Consider the following 20,047-nt stretch of genomic DNA (forward strand, 5'->3'; position numbering starts at 1 on the left):
TTTGACGAAAAATCGTTGAACATTTATTTAATTCTACCCTGTGAGGTAGAGAATAAAGAAAGGAGAGGATACAGGTTCAGTTAGTGAGTCTGCTAATTTGAACACGCCCTACAAGCTGTGCTAAAAAGATAAACGTTGGCTAGACGCCAGTGTCTGCCTCAAGTTTCTTATTTTGCCTTCGCTTGACGGCTTTGTATCATGTATTATGCCTAAACGTATTGATATCAAAAAAATTATGGTGATTGGTTCTGGACCGATTATTATCGGGCAGGCTGCTGAATTTGATTATGCAGGGACACAAGCCTGTCTGGCCTTAAAAGAAGAAGGCTACAGTGTCATTTTAGTCAATTCCAATCCTGCTACTATTATGACAGATAAAGAAATTGCGGATAAGGTGTATATTGAACCCATTACCTTAGAATTTGTGACCCGCATTCTCCGCAAGGAGCGACCGGATGCTCTTTTACCAACCCTTGGTGGTCAAACTGGTTTGAACATGGCGATGCAACTGTCTAAAGCAGGTATCCTTGATGAGCTTGGTGTTGAGCTTCTGGGAACAAAATTGTCTGCTATTGACCAAGCTGAGGACCGTGATTTGTTCAAGCAATTGATGGAAGATTTGGAGCAGCCAATTCCAGAATCTGAAATCGTGGAAACAGTTGAAGAAGCAGTGAATTTTGCTAATAGCATTGGTTACCCTGTGATTGTCCGCCCTGCTTTTACACTTGGTGGTACCGGTGGCGGTATGTGTGCCAGTGAAGAAGAACTCCGTGACATCGCTAAAAATGGTTTGAAATTGTCACCAGTAACTCAATGTTTGATTGAACGTTCAATCGCTGGCTTTAAAGAAATTGAATACGAAGTCATGCGCGATGCAGCTGATAATGCTTTGGTCGTATGCAACATGGAAAACTTTGACCCAGTTGGCATTCATACAGGCGATTCCATCGTCTTTGCTCCTACACAAACACTCTCAGATATTGAGAATCAACTGCTACGGGATGCTAGCTTGAAAATTATCCGTGCCCTTAAAATCGAAGGGGGATGTAATGTGCAACTAGCCCTTGACCCACATAGTTTTAAATACTATGTGATTGAGGTAAATCCACGTGTATCTCGATCCTCAGCTCTTGCTTCAAAAGCAACTGGGTATCCTATCGCCAAATTAGCTGCCAAAATTGCGGTAGGATTAACTCTTGATGAAATGATTAACCCTGTCACAGGTACAACCTACGCTATGTTTGAACCTGCCTTAGACTACGTTGTGGCGAAAATCCCACGTTTTCCATTTGATAAATTTGAACACGGAGAACGCCAACTTGGCACGCAGATGAAGGCAACTGGGGAAGTCATGGCGATCGGTCGAAACATCGAAGAAAGTCTTCTAAAAGCCTGTCGCTCCCTTGAAATCGGTGTTTTCCATAATGAAATGCGGGAACTATCAGAAGTGACAGATGACGACTTGGTAGCAAAAATCGTCAAAGCACAAGATGATCGACTTTTCTATTTGTCGGAGGCGATTCGTCGTGGCTATACCATTGAGGAATTGTCAGAGCTGACAAAGATTGATATTTTTTTCCTTGATAAACTTCTTCACATTTATGAAATTGAGCAAGAACTTGCAACGCATATCGGTGATCTTGATGTGCTCAAAGAAGCAAAACGCAATGGGTTTGCGGATAGGAAGATCGCAGAGCTTTGGGAGATGACATCAGCAGAAGTACGTACTCTTCGTCTTGAGAATAAGATTGTCCCTGTTTACAAGATGGTAGATACCTGCGCAGCAGAGTTTGAATCAAGCACGCCATATTTTTACTCAACTTATGAGTGGGAAAACGAGTCTATCAAGTCTGATAAAGACTCTGTGCTTGTGCTTGGTTCTGGTCCAATCCGTATCGGTCAAGGGGTAGAATTTGACTATGCAACGGTTCATTCTGTCAAGGCTATTCAAGTAACAGGTTATGAAGCCATCATCATGAATTCAAATCCAGAGACAGTGTCAACAGACTTCTCTGTTTCTGATAAACTGTACTTTGAACCATTGACTTTTGAAGATGTGATGAATGTCATTGAGTTAGAACAGCCCAAAGGTGTTGTAGTTCAATTTGGTGGGCAAACTGCCATTAACTTAGCAGAAGCCTTGTCGCATGCAGGAGTTACGATTCTTGGAACACAGGTTGAGGATTTGGACCGTGCTGAGGACCGTGATTTATTTGAAAAAGCACTGAAGGAATTAGACATTCCTCAACCACCAGGGCAAACTACAACCAACGAAGAAGAAGCGGTCGAAGCTGCCCGTAAGATTGGTTTTCCAGTGCTGGTTCGTCCATCTTATGTTCTCGGTGGTCGTGCTATGGAAATTGTAGAAAATGAAGAAGACTTGCGTTCCTATATGCGGACAGCTGTCAAAGCAAGTCCAGAGCACCCTGTCCTTGTAGATTCTTATATTGTTGGACGAGAGTGTGAGGTAGATGCTATTTCTGACGGTACAGATGTCTTAATTCCAGGGATCATGGAACACATTGAGCGTGCAGGAGTTCACTCGGGTGACTCCATGGCCGTCTATCCTCCACAGACCCTTTCCAAAGAAATTCAAGATACGATTGCAGATTACACCAAACGTTTGGCTCTTGGTTTAAACTGTATCGGTATGATGAACATTCAGTTTGTCATTAAAGACGAGACGGTATATGTGATTGAGGTGAACCCACGCGCTAGCCGTACGGTACCGTTCCTCTCTAAAGTGACAGATATTCCGATGGCGCAAGTGGCAACGAACTTGATTCTTGGCAAATCACTGGCTGAACAAGGCTACGAAGATGGATTATATCCAGAGAGCCAACAGGTTCATGTAAAAGCACCGGTATTCTCCTTTACCAAATTGGCAAAAGTAGACAGTTTGTTGGGACCTGAGATGAAGTCAACTGGTGAGGTGATGGGATCTGATGTAACTTTAGAAAAAGCTCTCTATAAAGCTTTTGAAGCATCTTATTTCCATCTACCAGAATTTGGCAATGTGGTCTTTACGATTGCGGACGATACCAAAGAAGAAGCCTTGGAATTGGCCAAACGATTTGACCGCATTGGTTATACAGTCTTTGCGACAGAAGGCACTGCAAATTATTTTGCTGAAAATGGTCTAGAAACGCAACTTGTCGGTAAAATTGGTCAAGGAGAAACCGCCATTCCAAACCTCGTTCGCCAAGGAAAAGTTCAAGCCATCATCAATACAGTTGGTACCAAACGGACCGCTGATGAAGATGGTCAAGTGATCCGAAGCTCAGCCATTAGTCAAGGTGTACCACTTTTTACAGCACTTGATACAGCAGAAGCCATGTTACAAGTCCTTGAAAACCGCGGTTTTACCACACAAGCGATATAAGATGAAAAGGCTGGATAAACATCCAGTCTTAGTTTTTATGAGGGATTCATGCTATAATACTCCTATGATAATCACAACGAGTTCAAGAGTGACACCGGCCTTAGAGAAAGAGGCGCAGGCAATTGGAGCGTCACTAAAAATAGACTATGTAGCGCGTGAGAAGCGGTCTATGAAGAAGTTACAGGCATTATACGGTGATATTCTCTTGTTAACTCAGGAGAAGTTGAGCCTAGAGTATGCGGATGGGACTTCCTTTTCTTTCCATCCTGATACAGCTATGTTGCGGATAAAGGCGCCACGTGATCCTCTGGTTGAGTTGCTGGGTAAGGAAACACAGACGATTTTAGATACGACAATGGGCTTGGCGAGCGATAGCATTGTTATGAGTGCTGCTGGTCATGTAGTAACTGCTTTGGAAAGTCAGTCTCTTATTCATGCGATTGTTGCGCGTGGGTTGCAGACTTTTGATACGGGAAATATGGTCGTCAATACAGCGATGCGTCGGATTCAGACGGCGTGTGCTGATAGTCTTGACTTCCTCAAGCAGCAAGAGGACAATTCCTACGACATCATTTACTGTGACCCCATGTTTTCAGAGGAAATCAAAGAGTCCGACAATCTTTCTGGTATCAAGCAGTTGGCAAATTATGCTAAATTAAACGAAGCTTTTTTATCAGAAGCCAAACGTGTCGCTCGTAATAAAATCATTCTAAAAGCCCATTTTCGAGATACGGTCTTTGAAGACTTTGGATTCAAACGATTTGTGAGGCCTTATCAGAAGTTTCATTATGGAATACTGTTGATGTAAGTGTACCGAGTAGAACAATGCTATCGTTTAATGTGAATAGTTTCTCTGTTCAATAAGAATGTGACAAAAATAATTTACCAGATTAGTATAAAATAGTTGCAAAAACCATTTTCAATGTTTATAATAGGATTAGTGATATTCTTTGATTATCAAACAACTATACTATACTAAGGAGGATTTTATTATGTCACTTATTGGTAAAGCGGTAGAAGATTTTACAGCAAATGCCTATCACAATGGTAAGTTTTTATCACTTACACAAGAAGATTTCAAAGGGAAATGGAGCGTTGTCTGCTTTTATCCAGCGGATTTTACCTTTGTCTGTCCGACTGAGTTGGAAGATTTGCAAGGGCAATATGCTACTCTCAAGAATTTGGACGTAGAGGTTTATTCCGTTTCAACAGATACACATTTTACGCATAAAGCATGGCATGATACGTCAGATGCTATTGGCAAGATTGAGTACATCATGATTGGTGATCCATCTCACCATATTTCACGTATTTTTGATGTCTTAGACGAAGAAGCTGGCTTGGCACAGCGTGGTACTTTCATCATTGACCCAGATGGTGTAGTTCAAACAATGGAAGTCAATGCAGATGGTATTGGGCGTGATGCGAGTGTCTTGGTAGACAAGATTCGCGCTGCTCAATACGTTCGCCAGCATCCGGGTGAAGTTTGTCCAGCAAAATGGAAAGAAGGGGCAGAAACTCTAAAACCAAGTTTAGACCTTGTTGGTAAAATTTAGAGGTGATTCTATGGCATTAGATGCAGATATCAAGGTTCAATTAGGGCAATATTTAGAATTACTAGAATCAGATTTGATTTTCAAAGCTGATTTAGCAACAAACGATCATTCTCAAAAGGTTCGAGAATTTTTAGAAGAAATTGTCACAATGTCACCACGTCTAAGTTTATTAGAAACCGATTTAGGTCAACGCAAACCTACATTTGAAATCATAAGACCAGATGGTACAAGTGGTGTTAGTTTTGCTGGCTTACCGCTAGGGCATGAGTTTACTTCTTTTGTTCTAGCGCTTTTGCAAGTTTCAGGTCGCGCACCTAAGGTTGATGCGGAAATGGTTGAACGCATCCAGTCTATCAATCAAGAACTTCATTTTGAGACTTATGTTAGCTTGACTTGTCATAATTGTCCAGATGTAGTTCAGGCTCTCAATATTATGAGTGTACTCAATCCTAAGATCAGTCATACCATGATAGAAGGTGGTATGTTTAAAGAGGAAGTAGAAGCCAAAAAAATCATGGCAGTACCAACTGTCTTCCTCAATGGTGAAGAGTTTGTCAGCGGTCGAATGACAATTGAGCAACTGGTTGATAAGGTTGCTAGCCCTTTGCCAGATGACAGTTTTGCTAAAAAGGGGATCTTTGATGTTTTGGTTATCGGTGGTGGTCCAGCAGGTAACAGTGCAGCCATTTATGCGGCGCGCAAGGGAATTAAGACAGGCATGTTAGTCGAGACTTTCGGTGGTCAAGTGATGGAAACTGTCGGCATTGAAAATATGATAGGACAGACCTATACAGAAGGTCCAAAGTTGATGGCGCATGTAGAGAATCATACTAAGTCTTATCCGATTGACATCATGAAAAATCAACGTGCAAAATCCATTCGTAAGACAGACTTAGTTGAGGTGGAACTGGAAAATGGTCACATTCTTAAAGCGAAAACTGTTATTTTAGCTGTTGGTGCTCGATGGCGTAATGTCAATGTTCCAGGTGAACAAGAATTGCGCAATAAAGGGGTGACTTATTGTCCGCATTGTGATGGACCTCTTTTTGAAGGGAAGAAGGTAGCAGTTATCGGTGGCGGTAATTCTGGTGTTGAGGCTGCGATTGATTTGGCGGGGCTAGCTGATCATGTTTACCTTTTGGAATTTATGGAAACCCTCAAAGCAGATCAAGTTCTGCAAGAACGTCTACATAATCTTTCTAATACGACTGTGTTGACAAATGTAGCGACAAAAGAGATTGTTGGTCACGATGAGGTGGAAGGTCTAATTTATACGGACCGCACCACTCAAAAAGAATTTCCTTTAGATATTGAGGGAGTTTTTGTTCAAATTGGTCTAGTTCCGAACACCAATTGGTTGGCAGACAGTGGCTTAGAATTTACTAAGGCAGGAGAAATCGTAGTGGATAGCCACGGAGCTACTAATATTGATGGTATCTTTGCCGCAGGTGATTGTACGAATAGCGCCTATAAACAAATCATCATCTCTATGGGGTCAGGGGCGACAGCCGCCCTTGGTGCCTTTGACTATTTGATTCGTCAATAAATTAGAAAACGATTTTGGTTTGATAAGTAGCCATCCAACATATTGACGAACAGTCTATAATCCATATTCGGAATGAGGGCTTTTCATTTTTAGAATCTACTTTTCAGTACGATTAAAAATATTTTTTATCTGTCAAGTTTTTTTCTTGACACTGTTCGAAATTCTGTTATAATAGATTAAGTAAGTTGCGGGAGACCGTCAACAAAATAAAAAATTAAAGAAAAGAGAACATTTAAAAATGGCAGTAAAAATCCGTTTAACTCGTATGGGTTCTAAGAAAAAACCTTTCTACCGTATCAACGTAGCAGACTCACGTGCTCCACGTGATGGTCGTTTCATCGAAACAGTTGGTACTTACAACCCATTGGTTGCTGAAAATCAAGTAACATTGAAAGAAGACCGCGTTCTTGACTGGTTGGCTAAAGGTGCGCAACCATCTGATACAGTTCGTAACATCCTTTCAAAAGAAGGCGTTATGAAGAAATTCCACGACGCTAAATTCTCAAAATAATTACCTGACGAAACGAGAACACTTATGGATATGATTGAAAATCTTATTATTGCAATTGTGAAACCTTTGATTTCACAACCTGATAGCTTGACGATTAAAATCGTTGATACACCTGAATTCTTAGAGTACCATTTGGACTTGGATCAGTCTGATATCGGCCGTGTAATCGGTAGAAAAGGTCGCACAATTTCTGCGATTCGTACGATTGTTTATTCAGTTCCAACAAGTGATAAAAAAGTACGTCTTGTCATTGACGAGAAATAAAAAATGGTCCAGTGGACCATTTTTTATTTCGCTCAGAAGCAGAGAAGCTGTGCTGATATTTTCAATCAAGTTGAGAAAAAAAGAGCTTTCTGATAGAATAGAGAAAATATAGTTTTGGAGTTTACATGAATTACTTTAACGTTGGAAAAATTGTCAATACGCAAGGATTGCAAGGCGAATTGCGTGTGTTATCGGTGACGGATTTTGCAGAAGAGCGCTTCAAAAAAGGAAGCAAACTATCTATTTTTAACGACAAGGATCAGTTTGTATTGGAAGTAGAAGTAGCAACTCACCGTAAGCAGAAGAATTTTGACATTGTCAAATTCAAGGGGCTCTATCATATCAATGATGTAGAGAAGTATAAAGGGTGTTCGCTTAAGGTTGCTGAAGAAGATTTGACAGAATTAGAAGAGGACGAATTCTACTATCATGAAATCATTGGATTAGATGTGTATGAAAGGGATGTTCTCATCGGACAAATCAAGGAAATCTTGCAACCGGGTGCCAATGATGTCTGGGTAGTGGCTCGTAAAGGCAAGCGTGATTTGCTCTTGCCTTATATCCCACCAGTGGTCTTAAATGTGGATATTGCGGGTAATCGCGTAGATGTTGAACTGTTGGAAGGGTTAGATGATGAAGATTGATATTTTGACGCTCTTTCCAGAAATGTTCGCCCCACTCGAGCATTCCATTGTTGGAAAAGCGAAAGAAAAAGGTCTGTTAGACATCAACTATCACAATTTTCGTGATTATGCAGAGAACGCACGTCATGTGGATGATGAACCCTATGGTGGTGGGCAAGGAATGTTGCTTCGAGCTCAGCCGATTTTTGATGCAATGGATGCTATTCAAGCGAAGAACCCTCGTGTGATCTTGCTGGATCCTGCTGGCCGCACCTTTGACCAAGCCTACGCGGAAGATTTGGCACGGGAAGAGGAGTTAATTTTTATCTGTGGGCACTATGAGGGCTATGATGAACGCATCAAAACATTGGTGACTGACGAAATTTCCCTAGGCGATTTTGTATTGACAGGTGGCGAGTTGGCAGCCATGACCATGGTGGATGCTACCGTTCGTCTTATTCCAGAAGTGATTGGCAAAGAAGCTAGCCATCAAGACGATAGTTTCTCATCAGGTCTCTTGGAATATCCACAGTACACTCGTCCATATGATTTCCGTGGAATGAAAGTGCCAGATGTTTTGATGAGTGGTCATCATGAGAATATTCGTCGTTGGCGAATCGAACAAAGTCTGCGCAAGACGTTAGAACGTAGACCAGATTTACTAGAACATTACTCATTTACAGAAGAAGAGCGAAAGATTTTTGAGAAAATCAAACAAGAGAGAGAAACACTGCAGTAAAATGTAGTGTTTTTTTAGAGAAATGAAAGAAAATGATAGTTTTCGTCTTTGTTTTCATAGTTTTGATCGAATTACCCCAAAAAAATGCATTATTTTGAAAGATTTTGATAGAAAATGTTTGACAAAATGAAATAAAGATGTATAATAATAGATGTAATCGGTTGCAGGAGGTGATGGTTATTCTTAAATCTGAACGAAAACAATTGATTTTGAAGGAAATCAAGGAAAAAAAATTCATTCAGCTAGAAGAACTGGTTCAATTAGTGGATAGTTCGGAGTCAACTGTTAGAAGGGATTTGGACGAATTGGAGGCAGAAGGCCATCTACGTCGAGTTCACGGTGGTGCGGAGATGATTTCGCGCTTACAAGTGGAAGAATCCATTCAAGAAAAATCTATCAAAAACGTTCAGCAAAAACGGGAGATTGCTAAAAAAGCAGCATCGCTCATTGAGGATGATGAGGTGATTTTCATTGATGCAGGGACGACTACGGAACTATTAGTAGAAGAATTACACCAAAAGCAGCTGACGGTCGTAACAAACTCTATTCACCATGCAGCAAAGCTGGTTGATCAGCAAATCAAGACGATTATCATCGGAGGATATGTAAAGCAGTCAACAGATGCTAGTATTGGAAAAGTGGCGTTAGACCAGATTGCACAGCTGAATTTTGATAAGGCTTTTATCGGTATGAATGGTGTGGATGAACATTATCTGACAACACCTGATATTGAAGAAGCGGTCATCAAAAAAGCAATTATTGAAAATGCACAAAAAGCCTATGTCCTCTTAGATTCTTCTAAGTTTGGGCAGGTCTCATTTGTTAAGGTAGCTAAAGTAGATGAAGTGACGATTCTCACTACGAAAGCTGAGGGAGCCCTTGTAAAAAAAATTAAGGAAAAAACGGAGGTAATCGACGCATGATTTATACCGTTACCCTAAATCCTTCGATTGACTATATTGTTCGCCTTGAAAGTTTAGCGCTGGGGAGCGTGAACCGCATGGAGAGCGATGATAAGTACGCTGGGGGAAAAGGAATCAACGTTAGTCGAATTTTAAAACGTTTGGAGATTGAAAATACTGCTACTGGTTTTATCGGTGGCTTTACAGGACGTTTTGTCAAAGATGGTCTCGTTGAGGAAGGGATTGCCACTCACTTTGTTGAAGTTGCAGATGATACACGTATCAATGTAAAAATCAAAGCGGGTGAAGAAACTGAAATCAATGGAGCTGGTCCTGCTATTTCAACTGAGAAATTAGCAGAACTAGAATCTATTTTAGCTGGATTGACCAGTCAAGATACAGTGGTATTTGCTGGTTCTGCACCAAGAAGTTTGGGCAACACGGTTTACAATACCTTGATTCCAATTGCGAAAAAAGCAGGCGCAGAAGTGGTTTGTGATTTCGAAGGACAAACTCTCTTGGATTCACTAGCACATGAGCCACTTTTGGTTAAACCAAACAACCACGAATTGGCAGATATCTTTGGAGTGGAATTGAACAGTCTGGCAGATATTGAAAAATATGCCCGTGAGATTCTTGTTAAAGGTGCGAAGAATGTGATTATTTCTATGGCTGGAGATGGTGCTCTCTTGGTCACTCCCGAGGCTGCGTATTTCGCAAAACCAATTAAAGGCCAAGTGAAAAACTCTGTCGGAGCAGGAGATTCGATGGTAGCTGGTTTTACTGGTGAATTTGTCAAATCTGGCGATCCAGTTGAAGCTCTCAAATGGGGAGTGGCTTGTGGTACAGCAACCACCTTCTCAGATGATTTGGCGACAGCCGAATTTATTAAAGAAACTTATGAAAAAGTAGAGGTAGAAAAACTATGAAAATTCAAGACCTTCTGAAAAAAGAAGTGATGCTTCTTGATTTGCAAGCAACTACAAAAGAAGCAGTCATTGATGAAATGATTACAAGCCTTGTGAACAATGGCGTTGTGACTGATTTTGATACATTCAAAACTGGTATCATGAACCGTGAAGCGCAGACTTCAACTGGTTTGGGTGATGGCATTGCGATGCCACATAGCAAAAATGCAGCAGTGAAAGAAGCAACCGTTCTTTTCGCTAAATCAGCTAAAGGTGTGGACTACGAAGCGCTTGACGGTCAACCAACTGACTTGTTCTTTATGATTGCAGCTCCAGATGGAGCAAATGATACCCACTTAGCAGCTCTTGCGGAATTATCTAAATACTTGTTGAAAGATGGTTTTGCTGCTAAATTACGCACGGTGACATCGGCAGATGATGTGATCGCAACATTTGACGCTGCTGAAGAAGCTGATAAAGTAGAAGAAGCTCCAGTTGCACCAAAAGCTGGTGAAGACTTTATCGTCGCTGTTACAGCTTGTACGACTGGTATCGCCCATACTTACATGGCTGAAGAAGCTTTGAAAAAAGTTGCAGCTGAAATGGGCGTTGGTATCAAAGTTGAAACCAATGGTGCCTCTGGTGTTGGGAACAAATTGACTGCAGCAGATATCGAAAAAGCAAAAGGTGTTATCATTGCAGCGGATAAGGCTGTTGATATGCCTCGTTTCAACGGTAAACCACTTGTGAATCGTCCAGTTGCAGATGGTATCAAGAAAACAGAAGAATTGATTAACATCATCTTGAACGATGAAGCGGAAGTTTATGTAGCCAAAGAAGGTGCACAAGCAACAGTAGCGACTGAAGAAAAGATGTCAGCTGGTCAAGCTTTCTACAAACACTTGATGAGTGGGGTTTCCCAAATGCTTCCATTCGTTATCGGTGGTGGTATTATGATCGCCCTCGCCTTCCTTTTCGACAATATCCTTGGTGTGCCACAAGACAGCTTAGGTAGCCTTGGTTCATATCATGAAATTTCATCTATTTTCAATAAGATTGGTAGTGCAGCCTTTGGCTTCATGCTCCCAGTATTTGCTGGTTATGTAGCGTACTCAATCGCTGAAAAACCGGGTCTTGTTTCCGGTTTTGTAGCTGGTTCCATTGCTTCAAGTGGTTTGGCTTATGGTAAAATTCCTTTCGCAGCTGGAGGAGAAGAAACTTTGGCTCTTGCAGGAGTTCCTTCTGGTTTCCTTGGCGCCCTTGTTGGTGGTTTCTTGGCTGGTTGGGTTGTCAATATCTTGAAAAAATATGTGAAAGTTCCACGTTCATTAGAAGGTGCGAAATCAATCTTGCTATTACCGCTTCTCGGGGTAATGATTACAGGATTGTTGATGCTAGCTGTGAATATTCCAATGTCTGCTATCAATACAGCGTTGAATGATTTCTTAACAAGCTTATCAGGTAGTTCAGCTGTCCTTCTTGGTCTTCTTGTTGGTGGTATGATGGCTGTCGATATGGGTGGTCCTGTAAATAAAGCTGCCTATGTTTTTGGTACAGGAACACTTGCCGCAACAGTAACAAGTGGTGGTTCGGTCGTAATGGCGGCTGTTATGGCTGGTGGTATGGTTCCACCACTTGCAGTCTTTATTGCTACACTACTTTTCAAAGACAAATTTACACAAGAAGAGCGTGATTCTGGTTTGACAAATATCATCATGGGTCTCTCCTTTATCACAGAAGGTGCGATTCCATTTGGAGCTGCAGATCCTGCCCGTGCAATCCCAAGCTTTGTTGCTGGTTCTGCTTTAGCAGGTGCTCTTGTTGGTCTTGCAGGTATTAAATTGATGGCGCCACACGGAGGGGTCTTCGTTATTGCCTTAACATCTAACCCATTCCTTTACCTTGTCTTTGTTCTGATTGGTGCACTGGTGTCTGGTGTTCTCTTCGGAGCTCTTCGTAAAGCGAAATAATAATTGTAAATAGCATGAAGAAACCTTGTTTTGGACAAGGTTTTTTCGATGTTTACATGAATTTATGGTATAATATAAATTATTATTGTAATGAGGAGTAAGAGATGGAAGTCGTACGCGAGAAAGAATTTGTCAATCAATATCACTTTGATGCACGTAATCGTCAGTGGGAAGAAGAGCATGGTGTTCCTGAAACTAGGGTTCGAGTGGATTTTCATTTGATGGAAAAAAATGATGAAGAACAAACTATGACAGTTGTGACCATCATGAACTTTATGATTGTCTTGGACCAATTTGTTATTTCAGGATTGATGACACAAGGTGTTCATATTTCAAACCGAATCGTAGAAGGACCAAATGAATTTTCAGATGAAGAAAAACATTTCTTGGTTGAACCCCTCATTGATATGTTAAAACGCTTGACCTATGAAGTGACAGAAATTGCCTTTGATGCACCAGGCGTGAAATTGGAGATGTAGAATGAAATTAGCCGTTATTACAGACTCATCAGCTGTATTGCCTTCACATATTGCCCAGCATGAACGTCTTTTTGTATTGGAAATTCCTGTTACCATTGATAATGTGGAGTATGTCGAAGGGAAGAATCTCACTGCAGAAGAATTTTATGAAAAGATGGCGCAGTCGACAGAATTACCAAAAACTAGTCAACCAAGTTTAGCAAGTCTTGCAGAAATTCTAACTGCATTACCAGCACAGGGATATACACATGCTATTGGACTTTTCTTGTCATCAGGAATTTCAGGTTTTTATCAAAATATTCAGTTTTTAGCAGATGAAGTGTCAGATTTGACAGTCGCATTTCCAGACAGTCGTATTACCTCTGCACCTCTAGGGTTAATGGTTGAAAATGTATTGCGCTGGTCTGAAAATACAAGTACATTTGATGAGATTTTAGATAAATTACAATATCAAATTGATAAAACAGCAGCTTTCATTATGGTAGATGACCTGAATCATTTGGTAAAAGGTGGTCGTCTATCAAATGGCGTTGCTTTGCTGGGAAATCTGCTGAGCATTAAGCCAATCCTTTATTTTACTGAAGAAGGAAAAATAGAGGTTTACGAGAAAGTTCGGACAGAGAAAAAAGCCGTAAAACGTCTCTTGGAAATTATTCAAGAAAAATTTGGAGATGGTGAATATCAAACATTGATTATTCATGCGAATGCCCCTGAAAAGGCTGAGGAATTTCAACGTCTTCTGCGTGAGCAAGGAGTTTCAGGGGAATTGCCAATTGTCACATTTGGATCTGTCATTGGAACACACTTAGGTGAAGGGGCAATTGCAGCAGGTATTACACCGATTATTGAGTAGAATAGACATTTGCATTTTATTTTTATGATACACACAATGACATTTTAGTGTGAATCTCAGTCTTATGATGACATTTACATGCAAAGCTGTCTTTATTCTGATAAAAAACTTGTAAATGGGTTGGAACATTTAATATGAAATTACACAATATGCCTTCTGAATTTCAGGAGGCTTTGCCGATTTTAAATAAACTACAATCAGCTGGTTATGAGGCTTATTTTGTTGGTGGCTCAGTTCGAGATGCCATTTTAGGCCGTCCTATCCATGATGTTGATATTGCCACTAGTGCCTACCCTGAGGAAACAAAGTCTGTCTTTCAAAGAACGGTTGATGTTGGGATAGAACATGGGACTGTTTTGGTACTACATCATCAGCATGAATATGAAATTACAACCTTTCGGACTGAGGACGTCTATGTTGATTATCGTCGTCCAAGTCAGGTTTCTTTTGTGCGTTCCCTTGATGAGGATTTAAAACGTCGCGATTTTACTGTGAATGCCTTTGCGCTAAATCAGTCAGGAGAGGTGATTGATCAATTCGATGGTTTGACAGATTTACAGCAGTACTTGCTCCGAGCAGTAGGAGTCGCTAGTGAACGGTTTAACGAGGATGCTTTGAGAATCATGCGTGGCTTTCGTTTTGCAGCGACACTAGATTTCGATATTGAAACAGAAACCTTCCAAGCCATGCGTGAAACAGCTCCCTTACTTGAAAAAATTTCGGTAGAACGTATTTTTATAGAATTTGATAAACTATTGCTGGCACGTTTTTGGCGGAAAGGTTTTCAGAAATTGATTGAAGCCAAAGCTTACAATTTCTTGCCTGAGATGAAGCAGAAGGGAACAGAGTTGACTGCTTTATTAGAGCGATTGAAAGAGGATTTTTGTTTTCAAACATCCGAACAGGCGTGGGCTATGCTGTTGATCGCTTTGGAAGTCAAGGATGTTCGAGGCTTTCTTAGAAAATGGAAGACTTCTAATGATTTTCAAAAAACAGTCTCACACTTAGTTGAGGTTTATCGAATTCGCGAAGAGGCTTCCGCGGACAAGTGGCTGTGCTACAAATATGGTTTGGACAATTTACTGTTAGTTGAGGATTTGCGTCAAGCGCAGGGGCTTTCGGTAGAAACTGAAAGTATTCAAGCGTTAGATGCTAGTTTGCAAATTCATGACAAGCATGAACTGGTGGTCAATGGTGCGACATTGATGCAGGAATTTGGTATCAAACCTGGACCGCAGTTAGGGAAGCTCCTAACGACCATTGAAGAAGCAATTGTTTGGGGCCAGATTGAAAATCAAAAAGAAGCAATCTTTGCCTTTTTAGAAGGGAAAGGGATAGTATGAGTGATTTTATTGTTGAACACTTGACAAAATCTGTTGGAGATAAGACCGTTTTTAGAGATTTGTCCTTCATTATTCATGAGGAAGACCGAATCGGTATTATCGGGGTCAACGGGACTGGGAAAACTACGCTCCTGGATGTGATTTCAGGAAGATTAGGATTTGATGGTGACCGTTCACCTTTTACACGGAAAAATGACTACCGGATGGCTTATTTAACGCAGGATCCTGACTTTGATGATGACAAAACCGTGTTAGACACAGTCTTGTCAAATGATTTGCGTGAAATGCAACTGATTAGAGACTACGAACAGTTGACCAGCCAGTATGATGAATCGAATCAGGTAAAACTCGAAAAGGTCATGGCCGAGATGGACGCCTTGAACGCTTGGGAAGTGGAAAGTCAAGTCAAAACGGTTTTGACGAAATTGGGCCTGTCAGATTTGAATCAAAAAGTTGGAGATTTGTCAGGTGGATTACGTCGTCGAGTGCAATTGGCCCAAACCTTGCTTGGTGATGATGACTTGCTCCTACTAGATGAGCCAACAAACCACTTGGACATTGATACCATTGAATGGTTGCAGCAATTCTTAAAATCATCAAAAAAGACAGTTCTCTTCATTACCCACGATCGCTATTTCTTGGATAATGTAGCGACTCGAATTTTTGAATTGGACCGTGCGAATCTGACAGAATATCAGGGGAATTATCAGGATTATGTTCGTCTGAAGGCAGAGCAGGATGAGCGTGACGCAGCCTCCCTCCATAAGAAAGAGCAATTATACAAGCAGGAATTGGCTTGGATGCGCCGTCAGCCTCAGGCACGTGCGACGAAGCAGGAAGCGCGAATTCATCGCTTTCATGATTTGAAAGAAGATTTATCTCATAAGGTAAATGATAGCCAACTAGAAATGAATTTTGAAACGAGCCGAATTGGAAAGAAAGTCATTCAGTTTGAAGGGGTGTCATTCTCTTATCCTGATAAACCAATTTTGACTGATTTTAGCCTCCTTATTCAAAATGCAGATCGTATCGGAATTGTTGGCGATAATGGGAAAGGAAAATCAACCCTGCTAAATCTAATTGCAGGTGAATTGCAGGCTGATACTGGAAAAATTGACATTGGCGAAACAATCCGGATTGGTTATTTTTCGCAGCAAATCAAAGGACTGGATGAGAAAAAACGAGTCATTAACTTCTTGCAGGAAGTGGCAGAAGAAGCCCAAACCAGCTCAGGAATGGTTTCGATTGCAGAGTTGCTGGAGCAATTTCTGTTCTCTCGTAATACTCATGGAACATTGATTGAAAAATTATCGGGTGGAGAGAAGAAGCGACTTTATTTGCTAAAAATCTTATTAGAACGACCAAATGTTCTTCTCTTAGATGAACCGACCAATGACTTAGACATTGCGACTCTGACTGTCTTGGAGAATTTCCTGCAGCATTTCGCAGGTCCCGTTATCACAGTCAGCCACGACCGTTACTTCCTTGATAAAGTTGCTAACAAAATCATTGCCTTTGAAGATCAAGGGATTGATATTTTCTTTGGAAACTATACGGACTATTTAGATGAAAAAGCCTTTTTGGCAATGCCTCAGCAAACAGTGGTCAAAGAGAAATCTGAAAAAACGGATCGCGTTCGTACTGAAAAGCAACGAATGTCCTACGTCGAAAAACAAGAGTGGGCAAGTATAGAAACAGATATTGCTAGCATCGAAGAAAAAATTGCAGAGATAGAAGCAGATATGCAGACTTGTGGTAGTGATTTCACACGTCTTTCTGATTTACAAAAAGAATTAGATACTCGAAATGATCTCCTTTTAGAAAAGTATGAGCGCTACGAGTATCTGAGTGAACTAGAAAATTAGAGCGAGGGAAATTAGATGAAATTAGTTGCAATTGGTTGCCTGATACTCTATATTCTTGTAGCGTTGTTTGCAGGCTTATATAATTTTTTAAAAACGAAAACGATGCGCTTATCTCTCTTTATACTTCTTTGCTTATTTCTTCTATTGGTGTTAGCAGGTCTGGTGTTTTATGCTAAAAGTTACCATCCAGTTCAAATGGTCGTTTTCGCTCTTAGTTTTACATCTATTTCCAGTCTCTTTTTCTATACCAGTTACCAAGGAGAGAAGAGTAAATTTTCAATGGTATTTGTGTTTAGTGCCGTTCGCTTTCTCATTCATTTACAATTATTAGTGTTGCTCTATTTTTTACGATAACAAAATGAATTTTTTGATGTTGCAACCCTTTCCAATATGATATAATAAACTGAACATTCATTTATTTTTAGGAGAACAGTATGTCTAAGAAAATTATTGGTATTGACCTTGGCGGTACATCTGTCAAGTTAGCAATTTTAACAACTGATGGTGAAATTCAAGAAAAATGGTCGATTAAGACAAATATTTTGGAAGACGGACGTCATATCGTACCAGATATCATTGCTTCTATCCAGCACCGCATGGAAACGCACAATTTAAACCAAGAAGACTTTTTGGGGATTGGAATGGGCTCGCCGGGTGTTGTTGACCGCCATGCAGGAACTGTCATCGGAGCTTATAACCTCAACTGGAAAGACTTGCAAGAAGTCAAAAAACAATTTGAAGAAGCCATTGGTTTGCCATTTTATATTGACAATGACGCCAACGTAGCAGCTCTTGGTGAGCAGTGGGTTGGCGCTGGCGAAAACAATCCAGATGTTGTCTTTATGACACTAGGAACAGGTGTTGGTGGCGGTGTTGTCGCTTCTGGAAATCTCATTCATGGTTTTGGTGGCGCTGGAGGGGAATTGGGTCATATCGTGGTTGATTTTGAAGACCCAATCGCTTGTACTTGTGGCAAGAAGGGCTGTCTTGAAACGGTTGCCTCTGCAACAGGGATTGTCAATTTAACGCGCCGTTATGCTGATCAGTATGCAGGAGATGCACAGCTCAAGAAGATGATTGATGACGGCCAAGAAGTCACTGCAAAAGATGTCTTTGACTTGGCGAAAGAAGGTGATGATTTAGCTCTTATCGTTTACAAACATTTTTCACGTTACCTTGGGACAGCCTGTGCCAATATTGCCAGTATCTTGAATCCAGCCTTTATCGTTATTGGTGGTGGTGTATCAGCAGCAGGAGAGTTTCTTCTATCGGGTGTTCAAAAGGTTTATGAAGAAAATGTCTTCCCACCTATCAAGACATCTACCAAATTGTCCTTGGCAAATCTTGGAAATGATGCAGGTGTTATTGGTGCAGCGTCATTGGTGTTGAAATAAACTCTTAAAGACTAGATTTCTAGTCTTTTTTCTTGTTTCACTTCTTTTCAGACAAAAACGGGTCTGCGTGATATAATAAAAGTATGACAAAAGCAGATCAAATTTTTAAAGAGAATATTCGTGAGATTTTGGAAGAAGGTGTATGGTCAGAGCAGGCTCGGCCTAAGTATAAGGATGGACAAACTGCCAACTCTAAGTACATTACAGGCGTCTTCGCTAGTTATGATTTGAATAAAGGGGAATTTCCTATTACCACCCTTCGTCCGATTGCCATCAAGTCTGCCATCAAGGAGATTTTTTGGATTTATCAGGATCAAACCAGTGATTTGTCTGTGTTGACGGACAAATACAATGTGAATTATTGGAATGACTGGGAAGTAGGGGATAGCGGGACAATTGGTGAGCGCTATGGTGCCATTGTTAAAAAGCATCAGATTGTCCATAAAATCCTAAAACAATTGGAAGAAAATCCTTGGAATCGCCGGAATGTCATTTCGCTTTGGGATTATGAAGCCTTTGAAACATCAGAAGGACTTTTGCCGTGCGCTTTTCAGACCATGTTTGATGTACGACATGTTGATGGCGAAATATATTTAGATGCAACGTTGACCCAACGTTCCAATGATATGTTGGTGGCTCATCATATTAATGCCATGCAATATGTTGCCCTTCAAATGATGATTGCCAAACATTTTGGTTGGAAAGTTGGAAAATTCTTTTATTTCGTTAACAATCTTCATATCTATGATAATCAATTTGAGCAAGCTCAAGAATTGCTTCGCCGTGAGGCAACAGATTGTCAACCTAGATTAGTATTGAATGTGCCAGATGAAACGAATTTCTTTGACATTAAACCTGAGGATTTTGAGTTGGTGGATTATGAACCTGTTCGGCCACAATTGAAATTTGACCTCGCAATTTAACAATTTGTACTTGCCACAAGTCTGGCAAGTGCATTTTTATTGAATATCTGATAGAATATAATAATGGAAAGATGGAGAATATGACAAAAAAAATCATCGGAATTTGGGCGCAAGATGAAGAAGGTGTCATTGGCAAGAATCAAGTCTTGCCATGGTCTCTTCCTGCTGAATTGCGGCATTTTAAGGAAACCACAATTGGACACAATCTTTTGATGGGGCGTGTTACTTTTGACGGAATGGGGAGACGGGCACTTCCGGGTCGACTCTCGCTCATTTTAACGCGTGACAGGGAATTTCGCAGTGACAACGAGCGTGTTCTCATTTTCCATGATGTTAATGAGATTTTGGATTGGTACAAAGCGCAGGATAAAAATTTGTATGTCATTGGTGGTAAGCAGGTATTTACGATATTTGAACCCTATTTAGACCAATTGGTCCGTACAGATATCCATGCTCACTATGAAGGAGATACGTATTTTCCTACTGACTTTGATTGGTCTGTTTGGAAAGAAGTTCGGTCAGACTTCAGAGCAAAAGATGCAGAAAATCCTGCTGATTTTACCATTAGGATATTTGAAAGAGAGAAATAAGAGCATGCAAAAAAGTTTATTTGGACTCTTTACAGCCTTCCTATGCGGTATTTGTGTCCTTTGTGCTGGTCAAGCATTTCAAAAAAAACGCTATGGGCTAGCCACCATCTTCTTGCTGAATGCCTTTACCAATTTGGTCAATAGTATTCATGCATTTTATGGTTTTTTGTTTTAGAATTTTGTAGAGTAAGAGGGAAAA

20 protein-coding genes are annotated in these 20,047 nt (G+C 40.6%); all 20 read left to right on the plus strand.

The window, feature by feature from the left end:
* Window positions 1–205: 205 nt before the first annotated feature.
* The 20 genes from carB to A3I9_RS13395 all read left to right on the plus strand — a co-directional run bounded on the left by carB (window position 206) and on the right by A3I9_RS13395 (window position 20,023).
* Window positions 206–3,382 (plus strand): carbamoyl-phosphate synthase large subunit, encoded by a 3,177-nt coding sequence (carB, locus tag A3I9_RS0106015; protein WP_018378145.1) that lies wholly within the window; start codon window positions 206–208, stop codon window positions 3,380–3,382.
* A gap of 64 nt (window positions 3,383–3,446) precedes the next feature.
* Entirely contained in the window at window positions 3,447–4,190 is a 744-nt protein-coding gene (locus A3I9_RS0106020; RefSeq protein ID WP_026217361.1) for a class I SAM-dependent methyltransferase, read from the plus strand.
* A 184-nt stretch (window positions 4,191–4,374) separates the two neighbouring features.
* Window positions 4,375–4,938, plus strand: a complete 564-nt coding sequence (ahpC, locus tag A3I9_RS0106025; RefSeq protein WP_018378147.1) for an alkyl hydroperoxide reductase subunit C — start codon at window positions 4,375–4,377, stop codon at window positions 4,936–4,938.
* A gap of 10 nt (window positions 4,939–4,948) precedes the next feature.
* A complete protein-coding gene (ahpF, locus tag A3I9_RS0106030; RefSeq protein WP_018378148.1) occupies window positions 4,949–6,484 on the plus strand; it encodes an alkyl hydroperoxide reductase subunit F in 1,536 nt (511 codons plus the stop codon).
* 238 nt (window positions 6,485–6,722) lie between these two features.
* Window positions 6,723–6,995 (plus strand): 30S ribosomal protein S16, encoded by a 273-nt coding sequence (gene rpsP, locus A3I9_RS0106035; RefSeq protein ID WP_018378149.1) that lies wholly within the window; start codon window positions 6,723–6,725, stop codon window positions 6,993–6,995.
* A 24-nt stretch (window positions 6,996–7,019) separates the two neighbouring features.
* Window positions 7,020–7,259, plus strand: a complete 240-nt coding sequence (locus A3I9_RS0106040) for a KH domain-containing protein (RefSeq protein ID WP_018167302.1) — start codon at window positions 7,020–7,022, stop codon at window positions 7,257–7,259.
* A 125-nt stretch (window positions 7,260–7,384) separates the two neighbouring features.
* Window positions 7,385–7,903 carry a ribosome maturation factor RimM gene (gene rimM / locus A3I9_RS0106045; protein ID WP_018378150.1) on the plus strand — a complete coding sequence of 173 codons (519 nt, stop codon included), beginning with the start codon at window positions 7,385–7,387 and terminating at the stop codon, window positions 7,901–7,903.
* Entirely contained in the window at window positions 7,893–8,621 is a 729-nt protein-coding gene (gene trmD, locus A3I9_RS0106050; protein WP_026217362.1) for a tRNA (guanosine(37)-N1)-methyltransferase TrmD, read from the plus strand. Before rimM ends, trmD begins: the two co-directional genes overlap by 11 nt.
* 173 nt (window positions 8,622–8,794) lie before the next feature.
* Window positions 8,795–9,544, plus strand: a complete 750-nt coding sequence (locus tag A3I9_RS0106055) for a DeoR/GlpR family DNA-binding transcription regulator (RefSeq protein ID WP_018378152.1) — start codon at window positions 8,795–8,797, stop codon at window positions 9,542–9,544.
* Window positions 9,541–10,452 carry a 1-phosphofructokinase gene (pfkB, locus tag A3I9_RS0106060; protein WP_018378153.1) on the plus strand — a complete coding sequence of 304 codons (912 nt, stop codon included), beginning with the start codon at window positions 9,541–9,543 and terminating at the stop codon, window positions 10,450–10,452. The genes A3I9_RS0106055 and pfkB overlap by 4 nt, the downstream gene beginning before the upstream one ends.
* Window positions 10,449–12,401 carry a fructose-specific PTS transporter subunit EIIC gene (locus A3I9_RS0106065; protein WP_018378154.1) on the plus strand — a complete coding sequence of 651 codons (1,953 nt, stop codon included), beginning with the start codon at window positions 10,449–10,451 and terminating at the stop codon, window positions 12,399–12,401. Before pfkB ends, A3I9_RS0106065 begins: the two co-directional genes overlap by 4 nt.
* A 104-nt stretch (window positions 12,402–12,505) precedes the next feature.
* Window positions 12,506–12,880, plus strand: coding sequence for a DUF1149 family protein (locus tag A3I9_RS0106070; RefSeq protein ID WP_018378155.1), 375 nt, complete (start codon window positions 12,506–12,508; stop codon window positions 12,878–12,880).
* Between the two features lies 1 nt (window position 12,881).
* Window positions 12,882–13,733: a DegV family protein gene (locus A3I9_RS0106075; RefSeq protein WP_018378156.1), complete on the plus strand. Its 852-nt coding sequence runs from the start codon at window positions 12,882–12,884 to the stop codon at window positions 13,731–13,733.
* A gap of 134 nt (window positions 13,734–13,867) precedes the next feature.
* Window positions 13,868–15,076 (plus strand): CCA tRNA nucleotidyltransferase, encoded by a 1,209-nt coding sequence (locus tag A3I9_RS0106080; RefSeq protein ID WP_018378157.1) that lies wholly within the window; start codon window positions 13,868–13,870, stop codon window positions 15,074–15,076.
* Window positions 15,073–16,941 carry an ABC-F family ATP-binding cassette domain-containing protein gene (locus tag A3I9_RS0106085; RefSeq protein WP_018378158.1) on the plus strand — a complete coding sequence of 623 codons (1,869 nt, stop codon included), beginning with the start codon at window positions 15,073–15,075 and terminating at the stop codon, window positions 16,939–16,941. Before A3I9_RS0106080 ends, A3I9_RS0106085 begins: the two co-directional genes overlap by 4 nt.
* Before the next feature lie 15 nt (window positions 16,942–16,956).
* Entirely contained in the window at window positions 16,957–17,295 is a 339-nt protein-coding gene (locus A3I9_RS0106090; protein WP_018378159.1) for a hypothetical protein, read from the plus strand.
* Window positions 17,296–17,375: 80 nt separating this feature from the next.
* Window positions 17,376–18,335 carry an ROK family glucokinase gene (locus A3I9_RS0106095; protein ID WP_018378160.1) on the plus strand — a complete coding sequence of 320 codons (960 nt, stop codon included), beginning with the start codon at window positions 17,376–17,378 and terminating at the stop codon, window positions 18,333–18,335.
* A gap of 83 nt (window positions 18,336–18,418) precedes the next feature.
* A complete protein-coding gene (locus tag A3I9_RS0106100; RefSeq protein ID WP_018378161.1) occupies window positions 18,419–19,258 on the plus strand; it encodes a thymidylate synthase in 840 nt (279 codons plus the stop codon).
* A gap of 80 nt (window positions 19,259–19,338) precedes the next feature.
* Window positions 19,339–19,848, plus strand: coding sequence for a dihydrofolate reductase (locus A3I9_RS0106105; RefSeq protein ID WP_018378162.1), 510 nt, complete (start codon window positions 19,339–19,341; stop codon window positions 19,846–19,848).
* A gap of 4 nt (window positions 19,849–19,852) precedes the next feature.
* The gene (locus A3I9_RS13395; RefSeq protein WP_018378163.1) at window positions 19,853–20,023 is read left to right on the plus strand and encodes a hypothetical protein; all 171 of its coding nucleotides are present in this window, start codon (window positions 19,853–19,855) and stop codon (window positions 20,021–20,023) included.
* Window positions 20,024–20,047: the final 24 nt, after the last annotated feature.

It is taken from the genome of Streptococcus ovis DSM 16829 (assembly GCF_000380125.1).
In the GTDB taxonomy this organism is placed as follows: Bacteria; Bacillota; Bacilli; order Lactobacillales; family Streptococcaceae; genus Streptococcus; species Streptococcus ovis.